Raw genomic sequence first — 10,849 nt, 5'->3', positions numbered from 1 at the left:
TTTCAAATCACCAGATTTGAAAGTAATTCCCAGCCATTATATGCTTTGCTTGATGCGAATGGCGAGTTATTGGTTCCGACGAGTGGAGCTGTTTACGATATCGACAAATATGAAGCTTTCTTGCGCTTAGGATTAGAAAAATTTAAAGAAAATAAATAAATCAACCTAAACATTGAAATTATAGCCCAATTGGTAACAATTGGGCTTGTTTTATTTAATTATCGCGACTCCATAATTCATAAATAGGATCGCCTTTTGAGCTTTTTCCACTGTGATGCCATTCATTATTTTCAATTTTACCCTCAAAATTTAAAGATGCACCTACACGACTATTATCTCTAGAGAAGAAAAGAATATTTTCTTGGTAAGATCCATTGGCAAATGTATATTTACCTCCACCGGTACCATAAAAACCTTTTTCCGCTGGATTAATGGCTATCCATTGAAAATATCCATCAACCAGAATTTTTATAGTTTTACGATCGCCTCTTTGAATAGTTTGCATATTATCATTCACTTTACGCCCAGTAATACGCCATAATCCATCTAGCCCTTGCTTTTTGATAGCTTGCTTTTGAAATGTAACTCCTTCTATAACTATTTTATTGTTTTGGATGGTGATAGGGAAGTAATGTGTCTCACCCACATTGTTTGGTGTTTTGTCATCAAATTCGCAAACTACAATCAAATTGTTGTTTTCAAGTTTATATGTTCCACCTTGAGTACCCTTGTAAGTTTCTTCACTGTATATCGAGTGTGTAATGTAGCCATCAGCAATTAATATCAAATGGTTTTCGCTATTAGTATTGGCTAAATATGCACCAGAAATATTTTGAGCAATACTATATGTAAATGAACTAGCGAAAAGTAAAATAATTAATACTATGTTTCTCATAACTAATGGTTTTGATGAATTTAAATATAACCATTAATTTTAAGAGGTACAATTTTATGAATAGTTGATACTTATCTATTTAAAAATGGTAAGCCGTTTCGCTTTTTGTTTCTGATAATACAAAATAGGTTTGCACCGTGTTTACCTGAGGTAGAACTGCTAATTTGTGACGCAAAAACATATGATAGGCTTCCATATCTTTTGTAGCAATGCGTAGCATAAAGTCGTATGAGCCGGCCATTTGGTAGCATTCCATTACTTCAGGAAATTTTGATACTTCTTGTTCGAATTCATTCAAAGTTTCAAATGTATGTGCTTTAAGAAAGACTTGAGAAAACGAAATCAGACCAATGCCGATTTTATTGCGGTCTAGAATTGCTACAGTTTTCTTGATATAACCAGCTTTTTTAAGCTTTTTCACACGCTCGTGTATTGCAGCGATAGACTTATACAATTTTTCCGCAAGTTCTTTATTGCTTAATGTTGCGTCCTCTTGAAGCAATTTAAGTAATTTGATGTCTGTAGGATCTAAGTTCATATGAATAAGGTTTGATTATAATCAAAAATATGAATTTGGATCTATAAAACGTAATATTTACAGGTAATATTTATTTTACCTGTAAATATTTAGCTATTATGCTTGAATTTCAAGATGAAATTTTATCTATATAGCAGATTGTTCAACTGTGATGTCCAATGTTTGAGATTGGATAATATGGGAGAAAAACTCTTTTAAATCTAAATATTCCTCCGGCAGAAATAAAGGTTTATTAAGTGATGATTGTATTTGAATATTGAGAATTCCATCATTTTCTTTGATTATATAGATATACCTAGCATCTCTGTTTGGTAATGCAATATTCATGTTTTTTGGCTTATTTTTAACTTGATAAGATTTGGGTAATTTAATATTAAGTATAAATGATTCTTCAATTTTTGAACCTAAATCTACAGGGTACGTTCTTTCGTCAAGATTGAATGGGTTTTTTATGGTTCTACCTTTAATAAAAGGAATAAACTTCAATTCTTTTCCATTCTTATTCGCGAAATTTTTAAATTCAATTTCTTTTATCTCCGTCAATAACTGAGATACATCTTCTAGATTACGGATTTCATGTGAATTTATTTTATATGATGAGTTGTCTTCATATATTTTCTCTTTATATTCCTCAAGAGAGTTGTAATTTTTAATTTCTTCACGTTTATTGGTGGCAGCATACCCATTACTTACTTCGCTCCACATGCCTCGTAATGTACCATCTTCGTCAAGTTCACCCTCGAAATTATAACTTATTTTACTTGGTAATAGTGAATTTAATTGTACAAATTTATATCCTTGTTTAGTAAGCAGATTACCTTGGTAATTAATACATCTTAATGGTAATTGTCCAAATGGCGTGTTAACATCCGATGCGTCTACCAAATATTCGGTAGAATCTATTGTGATGTGTGCTAATACATAATTGTAATCCGTGATAGTAGGTCTAAAAAGTGGAGGTAAACCATTATCTCTTGTCGATAAAATTACAGGATTTGCTTCTATCTTTGCTTCTCTAAGCGCACAAATAAGAGCTAAATTAATATCGCCGATATTACCATTGCGGTTTTCAAGAGCTTTTTTGATGCCATTTTCCGCAAATAAGCCATAATTTTTGTTCCATCTGATTTGTGATTGGATATGCTTATATATAGAATTAGCTTTGTCATACGTAGACATATCCTCTTTTATTAAGGTAGGTATTATGTTTTTGAAGAGACTTGATCTATTCATTTCTTTGCCAAATTCATCAGCACCATATAATTGATTGCGTACATCCTCCCAGGTGCGTGCATAATTGTAACTCGGACCAAAAGGAATAGAAAAGGACGCTAACTCAAATGTAAGCGTTCCCATAAAATTGCGGGGAGAGGTCATATAATCTTCTCGGATAAATGCTGGTATATCTTTCGCTATATAGGTCGTCTGTGTTCCCCGAACATCTCCCGTAGAGGTGGAAATTTTAGTGTCGTAAGGCAATTGTTTGCGGGTCTCGAGCTTGATATATCCTTTAATGTTTACATTATAATGACAGATTTCAGGAATTTCGGATATGAATTCTGAGTGCATTTTAGGAATATAACTTTGGAATTGCCACGATTCTAAATTATGTAGAAAAGGAGATTCTGTAGTATATCGCAGCTCGATAATAGACCCTTCTTTTACGTTTGAGAGAGCAATCTTAACCACTTCTCTATTCTCAGATACTTTCTCTGTTAGAATATTTTTCTTTTCTAACTCTATCTTTTCAATCTTACTATCATCCAGCAAGTTAAAAGTTGTACCTTTTATCCCCTCAATAGTTTCTTTGTTATTATTACTGCGGTATAGTGGAATAGAGAAATTCGCATACTCCAAACCTTCTTTATTTTTGATAAGTATTTTGGTGTGGTAAATAAACCTTAAGACTAAATCATTTTTTATTTCATTATATTCAATTCTTGATCTACCAAATTCCTGTAGAACAATGGCCACTGCATGTGGAGCATAAGCTCCTTTTTCAAATTCTTCTTTAGCAATTTTGCCATAAGGAAAATCTTGCGCATTGATTGAGAACCAGGTGAGTAGACTGATTGCAATAAAAATGATTCTTAACATATTGAGGTTAATTTATTGGGTAATACTTTTTATCTAAAGTAATATTATTTTTCAATATTATTAAAGGTCTTTTTAAGTGTGTTTGCATAGAATATATATTATATTTGTTATTCATAATTATATAAACCAAACACTATATGAAAATTAATAAGCTCAATACGTATGCTGTACTAGCTGCTTTAGCATTAGGCTCTTTATCCTCTTGTAATACTAATGAATCTAAAGATAATAAAGATGAGGTGCATAATGCGGCAACTCAAGTAATACCCGAAGAGGCTAAAGAGATTATTGGTCGTTGGGATTTGACAGTGGAGAAAGATGGAAAACAAGTGCCTTCATGGTTAGAAGTAAAACTTTCTGGTTTCAATACTCTAGTGGGTTATTATGTAGCTGATGCAGGAAGCGCACGCCCCGTGTCACATATTAAGTATGAAAATGGCAAATTTTCATTTGAAGTACCTACACAATGGGAAGATGGAACAGGTCTTATCAAAGTAGAAGGATCTTTATCTGCAGGTAAGCTTACAGGTAAAATCATAAGTAATAAAGGAAATGAATATAGCTATACAGGAGAGAAAGCTCCTTATTTAGTGCGTAATGCAGAAGGTAAATTTGGTACACCTATTGAACTCTTCAATGGCAAAGATCTAACGGGCTGGAAAACTTCTTCAGATGATAATCAATGGGAGGTAGTAGATGGAATCTTAGTAAATAAGAAAGCTGGTGCTAACTTAATTTCAGAGCAGACTTTTGAAGATTTTAAATTAGAGGCGGAATTTAAATATTCCAAGGACGGCAATTCGGGTATTTATCTACGTGGAAGATATGAAGTACAGATAGAAGATTCTCCATTAGACAGACACCCAGGTTCGTTATATTATAGTGGTGTGTATGGCTTTTTAACTCCTAGCGCAATCGTAACTAATGGTGCTGACCAATGGAATAAATACGAAATTACGTTAAAGGGGCGTATGGTAACTGTCGTGTCTAACGGCAAAACTGTCATCAGTAACCAAGAAATACCGGGTATCACTGGTGGCGCATTGGATAGTAAAGAAGGAGAGCCAGGGCCGATTTATTTACAAGGTGATCATACTGGTGTAGAATTCCGTAAAATCACTATTACGCCGATACAATATTAATATTCTATTGAATATACTTTTAAATGCTGCTTAAGTCTATAGAGGATAAGCAGCATTTTTTAATAATACTATAATGAAAAATAAACTCGTATTTCTTTTTAGTTTGCTATTGAGTAGCAACTTGGGGATTGCTCAACAAGATTCGATTATGTTGGATCAAATTTATCGACATTCCTTTTATAAAGGTAAGGCTTATGATGATTTGAAAATCTTAACCAAAGAGATTGGTCATCGTATTGCTGGTTCGCCTCAAGCAGATGAAGCTGTTAAATGGTCTAAAAGTTTAATGGAAACCTTACCTTTTGATAAAGTCTATTTGCAAGATGTAGCTGTTCCATATTGGGATCGTGGTGAAAAGGAGGTTTCTCGTATTGTGGATACAGAAGAGTCTTTAAGTGTATTAGCATTAGGTGGTTCTGTCGGAACTCCAAAGAATGGTATTACAGCGGAAGTGGTAGAAGTAGAATATTTGGCCGATTTGAGTAAGTTAGGTGATGCTGGTCGAGGAAAGATAGTTTTTGTGAATAAACCTTGGGATGAGTCGCATGTCGATGCTTTTGTAGCCTATAGTCTCAATAGTAGCCAACGTTCTCGCGGTCCTGTAGAAGCAGCAAAGCGGGGTGCTATAGCCTATTTATTCAGGTCATTAAGTTCATCTATTGATGATTATCCGCATACTGGTGGTACGCGCTATGCGAAAGATATTGATAGTATTCCTGCCTTAGCTATTTCGGCGATAAGCGCCAATAAATTGAGTGAAGCGTTAAAGAAAAACAAAAATTTGAAAGTTTATATAAAACAAAATTCTCAATGGAAACCTAAAGTAAATACCCATAATGTGATAGCAGAATGGAAAGGGAATATTCATCCAGATAAAATCATCACCATAGGTGGACATATCGACTCTTGGGATGTGGGAGAGGGGGCACATGACAACGGAACAGGTACGATGGGAACTCTTGATGCCATTCGTACGTTGATGGCATTAGGATATAAGCCGAAGCATACTATTCGTTTAGTGTATTATATGAATGAAGAGAATGGCGTTCATGGTGCTATTCAATATGGTGTAGAAGCGCAAAAAAATAACGAACAGCAAATAGTCGCAATCGAGAGTGATGCAGGAGGATTTGCTCCTCGAGGATTCGATATCAAAGCTTCGCAAGATGCTGTTTCTTGGGTTGTGAATAATTGGAAACCATTATTTGAACAAAAATATTGGGTTTCACGTTTTTTAGCGGGAAGCCCGGGTGTTGATTCTGGTGTATGGGGTTCGAAATTTCCAAATACTATTATGTTTAATCTTAGACCTGACCCACACCGTTATTTTGATGTACATCATACTGCAAAGGATGTCTTCGAAAGAGTAGATCGTCGAGAACTACAATCGGGGGTTGGTGCTTTGGCATCTTTGCTCTATTTGGTAGATACACATTATGAAGCTATACCTAATCAAATAAAATAATGCACTACACATAGAGCCGTTCAATCTAATGAGCGGCTCTATTTTAAAAAATGATTGTTTTCATTTCGTATGAAATTATTTCAGCTGAATTATAAACCAATATTTACAACTACAATATCTTCATTATGGTATGCTGGATAATACGAGTTGATTGTGCCAGAATTTCTATAATCTCTTAATTCTTCATATAACACATCGCGTAATCGGCCTTTTCCTTTGCCATGTATGAATTTTATTTCAGCAAAATCCCAATATATTGCCGCATCCAAACATTCTCTAAAACGTTCAATCGCTAAAGCTAATAATTCATCAGCTTCGTAATCATGTATGTTATCAACCAATGATTCGGCATGAAGGTCGACCGTTTTTGGAGGCTTAGGTAAAGTTCTCATCAGCTTAAAAAAGTAAAGGTTTGTCGGGATTATTTCGCAAGTAATCTAATTTGCTTTCAAACATTACAGCCATTTTTTGTGCTCGCCAAATGGCTTCATTCGCTTTTTCACCTTGGAATAACGATTGAACTGTTTGCTCAAAAAGGGAAAGCCATTGGTCAAAATGAATCTTGCAAATTGGAAGATGAGCGTGCGGCGGAAATGGTCTGCCGTCATAAGTATATTCATCTAATAGGATGGTTTGCCAAAATCTATACATTTTTTCTAAATGAATAGGCCATCTGTCTTGAATATTTTGATTGAAGATAATGCCCAACATATCATCTTCTCTTATTTTGGAGTAGAATGTATTGACTAGCAATTTAATATCTTCAATATCTTGAATATCCTTCATTTGAAATGTTTGGAAGACAAAGTTGCTAATTTTTTTGGATATGCTCGTCACTCACTTGTAAAGACATTAATTTTTGATGATAGCGACAATTTCTTTAAAACCTCTGCGTTCAGCATGTTGTAAAGGCGTAACTCCATCATGGTCTGGAATATGCATATCAGCACCAGCATCTTTGAGTATTTGAACGATTTTTTGAAACTTATAACTGCCGTCACCAAGTATGACAGCTTCCATTAATCCTGTCCACCCCAACCTATTCACGTGGTTGATTGGAAAGTTTTTAGTATTTGCCAATAGCTTTACACCTTCGATATGACCACGTTCGCATGCGGGTATCAAAGCTGTACCATGATACCTATTAAAAATATCAAATCGTGCTCCATTAGCTAAAAATATTTTAAGTAATTCAGTTTGTCCAGTTGCGCCAGCATACAAAAATGGACTATCTAGATTCTGTGCTTGTTGATTTACGTCAGCACCATTTGATACAAGAAATTTTGCCATGTCGTTAAGTGAATGGATAGTTGCAAATAGTAATAACGAGCGGCCTTCAGAATCAGTTATATTCACATCTAAGCCTTGATTTATGGCATCGACAATTTTAGTTGTGTCATTGCTTTTTACAGCTTTTATTATTTCTTGTTTATCCATTTGAATAGAGGTATCCGTGTTTTCTTGTGCATCACAAGATTGGAATGCAAAAAGTAAGCTAATTAAAATTGAAAAATATTTATGTAATATCATATGGATAATTGCAAGCCGGTATATTCATTATAACTTGAAATATACTGATTTTGTTTAGATAACTCAATAATTTACATCTTATGCGCATAATAAATTCGCAGCATGTGAAATTTATCTTTCAATGTATCAATGGGTTTTGAATTTTATTTATTTAAATGTTTGCAAGTAATCAAAAACGCTGTATATTTGCATCACAATAAACAAAAGGTGATACCTTTTCGGGGTGTAGCGTAGCCCGGTATCGCGCCACATTTGGGATGTGGAGGTCGTAGGTTCGAATCCTGCCACCCCGACAAAAGCCACTGATTATCAGTGGCTTTTTCTATTTTCGGACATATTTCGGACATTTTTCCGTCAATTTAGCTTAAACTTTACTATCAGTTCTGATGTTTAATCATTGGTAACATATGTTACAAAAGAATGAGTGATAAATCAGTAACTTCGTAAACAAATTATAAATTTATGGAAGAATTATTTTACAAAACATATGGTGGTATTTTTGAAGAAGAGCTTTTGGAAGAGATTATTCAAGTATCTAAAGCTATCGATTTTAAAGAAGGGGATGTATTGATTGATTATAATCAATACATCAAGATGATGCCACTTTTATTGTCAGGTGCAGTCAAAGTTATGCGTGAGGATTATGATAGTGGTGAATTATTACTTTATTACTTAGAGCGAGGGGATACCTGTGCGATGTCTATGACCTGTTGTTTAGGGGAGAAGCAAAGTGAAATACGTGCTATAGGTGAAGTTCCAGGTGTTATATTAATGATTCCTGTTCAGAAGATGTCAGAATGGATCGGAAAATATAAGAGTTGGATGTCCTTCGTTTTTGAAAGTTATAATAACCGATTTAATGAATTATTAAATGCTGTAGATACAATAGCGTTTATGGATATGAATGACCGTTTGTTAAATTATCTTTTCGAAAAAAGTAAAATTGAAAATAATACAATTGTGTATAAAACCCATCAAGATATAGCGAAAGAATTGAATACTTCGCGAGTAGTAGTATCTAGATTGCTAAAAGCTCTAGAGACAGAAGGGCGTATCAAGCTCAACCGAAATAGTATTGAGATACTTGTCAAATAAATAGAAGGCTTTACAAATAACGTAAAGCCTTTTCTAATGTAACAAATGTAACTGATAGGGTAAAAATACTTCAGGATTTTTGTAGAAAATTAATTCATTATGGAAATGATATTGTCACCATGGCCTTGGTATGTAAGTGGGCCACTTATAGCAATCACGATGTTTGTATTGCTTTATTTAGGTAAGAACTTTGGGATGTCGTCCAACTTACGTACGATGTGTACAATGTGCGGAGCTGGTAAAACAGCGTCATTCTTTAAATTCGATTGGCGTAGCCAAAAGTGGAATCTCCTTATGGTAGTAGGTGCTATGATTGGTGGATTTATCGCTTCTAATTATTTGGGAGCGGGTCAATCTCCGGATTTGAATCCTAAAACTATCATACGGCTCGAAGAAATGGGCATTCACAGTGCAGGGAAAGATTATGTTCCTACAGAGTTTTTTGGAAATAAAGCTTTTAGTGACCCTAAAGTATTAGTGTTATTAATTGTAGGAGGTCTTCTTGTAGGCTTTGGTGCGCGTTATGCGGGAGGTTGTACTTCAGGTCACTCGATATCAGGGATTAGTAATTTACAATTACCTTCTTTGATAGCGACAATTGGTTTCTTCGTGGGAGGTATTATTATGATTCACCTTATTTTCCCACTTTTATTTTAATCTAAAACATGAGAAATATAGTTTTTTTATTAGTAGGTGTATTCTTTGGGATACTAATGTTTAAGTCTGAAGCAGCTTCTTGGTTCAGAATCTACGAAATGTTCAATTTTCAATCTTTTCACATGTTTGGTCTGATGGGGACTGCCTTGGCGACTGGTGTGATTTTGGTTCAAATCATTAAAAGAAAGAAAGTAAAGGATATAGATAATAATGTGATAGTCATTCCTGATAAGGACAAATCGATTACACGTTATTTAGTTGGCGGTACGATATTCGGATTAGGATGGGCTTTAGCAGGTGCATGTCCAGGACCTATTTTTGTATTAACAGGAGCTGGATATTTACCAATGTTAGTTGTATTAGCTAGTGCTTTGGTAGGTACGTGGATTTATGGTTTGTTAAAGGATAAACTTCCTCATTAAAGCAGGATATATATTATTTGAAAATTAGAAAGGCGAGAAGAAATTCTCGCTTTTTTGTTGTAATAATTTCTCCTTGCTATGTAACAAATGTAACTGTAGGCTTTCTCTCACTTGCTGACCTTTGTATCAACAAATTGAAAAAGTCATGGAAATAATTGGATATATAGCATCCATCTTGATTGGAGTATTATTAGGGTTGATAGGTGGCGGAGGAAGTATTCTTACCGTACCGGTTTTGGTTTATCTATTTGCGGTATTGCCGGTGACAGCTACAGCTTATTCACTATTTATTGTAGGTGCGACTAGTGTTGTCGGGTCTATCACTTATTTCAAAAAGGGGTTAGTTAATATAAAGACAGCTATCGTATTTGGTATACCATCTATCTTTGCGGTCTTCTTGACACGTAAATATATCTTACCTGCGATTCCAGATAGTTTATTTACACTGGCTGGATTCGAAGTGACTAAAGATATTTTTCTGATGATCCTTTTTGCAGTATTGATGGTCGTGGCGGCTTATGCGATGCTGAAAGGTAAAAAGTCAGATGGTACATACGATGTACAACCACAAAAGTTTAATTACCCGATGATTTTGTTAGAAGGTTCATTTGTCGGGGTGTTAACAGGTCTTGTAGGTGCAGGTGGTGGTTTCTTAATTATCCCCGCTTTGGTCTTGTTTTCTAAGTTGCCGATGAAAGAAGCTGTGGGGACTTCTCTAGTTATTATCGCGGCAAAATCATTAATAGGATTTACAGGTGAATTGGGAAATGCATCATTGGATTGGACGTTTTTACTGACGTTAACCTCATTGTCTATTGTGGGAATATTTTTAGGTTCTTACCTAACAAGATTCATCAATAGTGATAAGTTAAAACCTGCTTTTGGTGTGTTTGTCTTGCTGATGGGTGTCTACATTCTTTTCAAAGAAATCTGGTTTTAACATCGTGTTCCTTGTGTAACAAAAGTTGCTGATAGGCACAGGTACATTATCGAAATTTGTATCAATAA

12 protein-coding genes and 1 tRNA gene are annotated in these 10,849 nt (G+C 34.7%); 7 read left to right on the top strand and 6 right to left on the bottom strand.

The features are described 5' to 3' along the window. Positions 1-214 precede the first annotated feature (214 nt). The 3 genes from GOQ17_RS16425 to GOQ17_RS12410 form a co-directional block, all read right to left on the bottom strand. Positions 215-895: a hypothetical protein gene (locus GOQ17_RS16425; protein WP_236537146.1), complete on the bottom strand. Its 681-nt coding sequence runs from the start codon at positions 893-895 to the stop codon at positions 215-217. Between the two features lie 79 nt (positions 896-974). After that, on the bottom strand, positions 975-1,433 hold the full coding sequence (locus GOQ17_RS12415; protein WP_149912905.1) for an Lrp/AsnC family transcriptional regulator: 459 nt from the start codon (positions 1,431-1,433) through the stop codon (positions 975-977). A gap of 126 nt (positions 1,434-1,559) precedes the next feature. Beyond that, positions 1,560-3,530, bottom strand: coding sequence for a DUF3858 domain-containing protein (locus tag GOQ17_RS12410; RefSeq protein ID WP_159637764.1), 1,971 nt, complete (start codon positions 3,528-3,530; stop codon positions 1,560-1,562). 137 nt (positions 3,531-3,667) lie between these two features. Between GOQ17_RS12410 and GOQ17_RS12405 the strand changes: the two genes are divergently transcribed. Further along, entirely contained in the window at positions 3,668-4,672 is a 1,005-nt protein-coding gene (locus tag GOQ17_RS12405; RefSeq protein WP_159637762.1) for a 3-keto-disaccharide hydrolase, read from the top strand. A gap of 73 nt (positions 4,673-4,745) precedes the next feature. Continuing rightward, entirely contained in the window at positions 4,746-6,137 is a 1,392-nt protein-coding gene (locus tag GOQ17_RS12400) for a M20/M25/M40 family metallo-hydrolase (protein ID WP_159637760.1), read from the top strand. Between the two features lie 89 nt (positions 6,138-6,226). On the opposite strand, the gene GOQ17_RS12395 is transcribed toward GOQ17_RS12400, so the two are convergent. The 3 genes from GOQ17_RS12395 to GOQ17_RS12385 all read right to left on the bottom strand — a co-directional run bounded on the left by GOQ17_RS12395 (position 6,227) and on the right by GOQ17_RS12385 (position 7,667). Beyond that, positions 6,227-6,529, bottom strand: a complete 303-nt coding sequence (locus GOQ17_RS12395; protein ID WP_159637758.1) for a Smr/MutS family protein — start codon at positions 6,527-6,529, stop codon at positions 6,227-6,229. 4 nt (positions 6,530-6,533) lie between these two features. Then, positions 6,534-6,923, bottom strand: coding sequence for a group III truncated hemoglobin (locus GOQ17_RS12390; RefSeq protein ID WP_159637756.1), 390 nt, complete (start codon positions 6,921-6,923; stop codon positions 6,534-6,536). A gap of 66 nt (positions 6,924-6,989) precedes the next feature. Next, on the bottom strand, positions 6,990-7,667 hold the full coding sequence (locus tag GOQ17_RS12385; RefSeq protein WP_159637754.1) for an ankyrin repeat domain-containing protein: 678 nt from the start codon (positions 7,665-7,667) through the stop codon (positions 6,990-6,992). A gap of 219 nt (positions 7,668-7,886) precedes the next feature. On the opposite strand from GOQ17_RS12385, the gene GOQ17_RS12380 reads away from it, so the two are divergent. From GOQ17_RS12380 to GOQ17_RS12360, 5 genes are all read left to right on the top strand, one after another. Next, positions 7,887-7,960: transfer RNA gene (locus GOQ17_RS12380), tRNA-Pro, on the top strand. Between the two features lie 169 nt (positions 7,961-8,129). Then, entirely contained in the window at positions 8,130-8,762 is a 633-nt protein-coding gene (locus GOQ17_RS12375) for a Crp/Fnr family transcriptional regulator (protein ID WP_159637752.1), read from the top strand. A 99-nt stretch (positions 8,763-8,861) separates the two neighbouring features. After that, on the top strand, positions 8,862-9,419 hold the full coding sequence (locus GOQ17_RS12370) for a YeeE/YedE family protein (RefSeq protein WP_159637750.1): 558 nt from the start codon (positions 8,862-8,864) through the stop codon (positions 9,417-9,419). An 8-nt stretch (positions 9,420-9,427) separates the two neighbouring features. Beyond that, on the top strand, positions 9,428-9,841 hold the full coding sequence (locus GOQ17_RS12365; protein ID WP_149912914.1) for a DUF6691 family protein: 414 nt from the start codon (positions 9,428-9,430) through the stop codon (positions 9,839-9,841). A gap of 145 nt (positions 9,842-9,986) precedes the next feature. After that, positions 9,987-10,781 (top strand): sulfite exporter TauE/SafE family protein, encoded by a 795-nt coding sequence (locus GOQ17_RS12360; RefSeq protein ID WP_159637748.1) that lies wholly within the window; start codon positions 9,987-9,989, stop codon positions 10,779-10,781. Positions 10,782-10,849 lie beyond the last annotated feature (68 nt).

Origin of the sequence: Sphingobacterium composti (assembly GCF_009829075.1) — a bacterium.
GTDB lineage: Bacteria > Bacteroidota > Bacteroidia > Sphingobacteriales > Sphingobacteriaceae > Sphingobacterium > Sphingobacterium composti.
The sequence above is the reverse complement of the archived record's forward strand: the minus strand, read 5'-3'. Positions and strand labels throughout refer to the sequence as shown.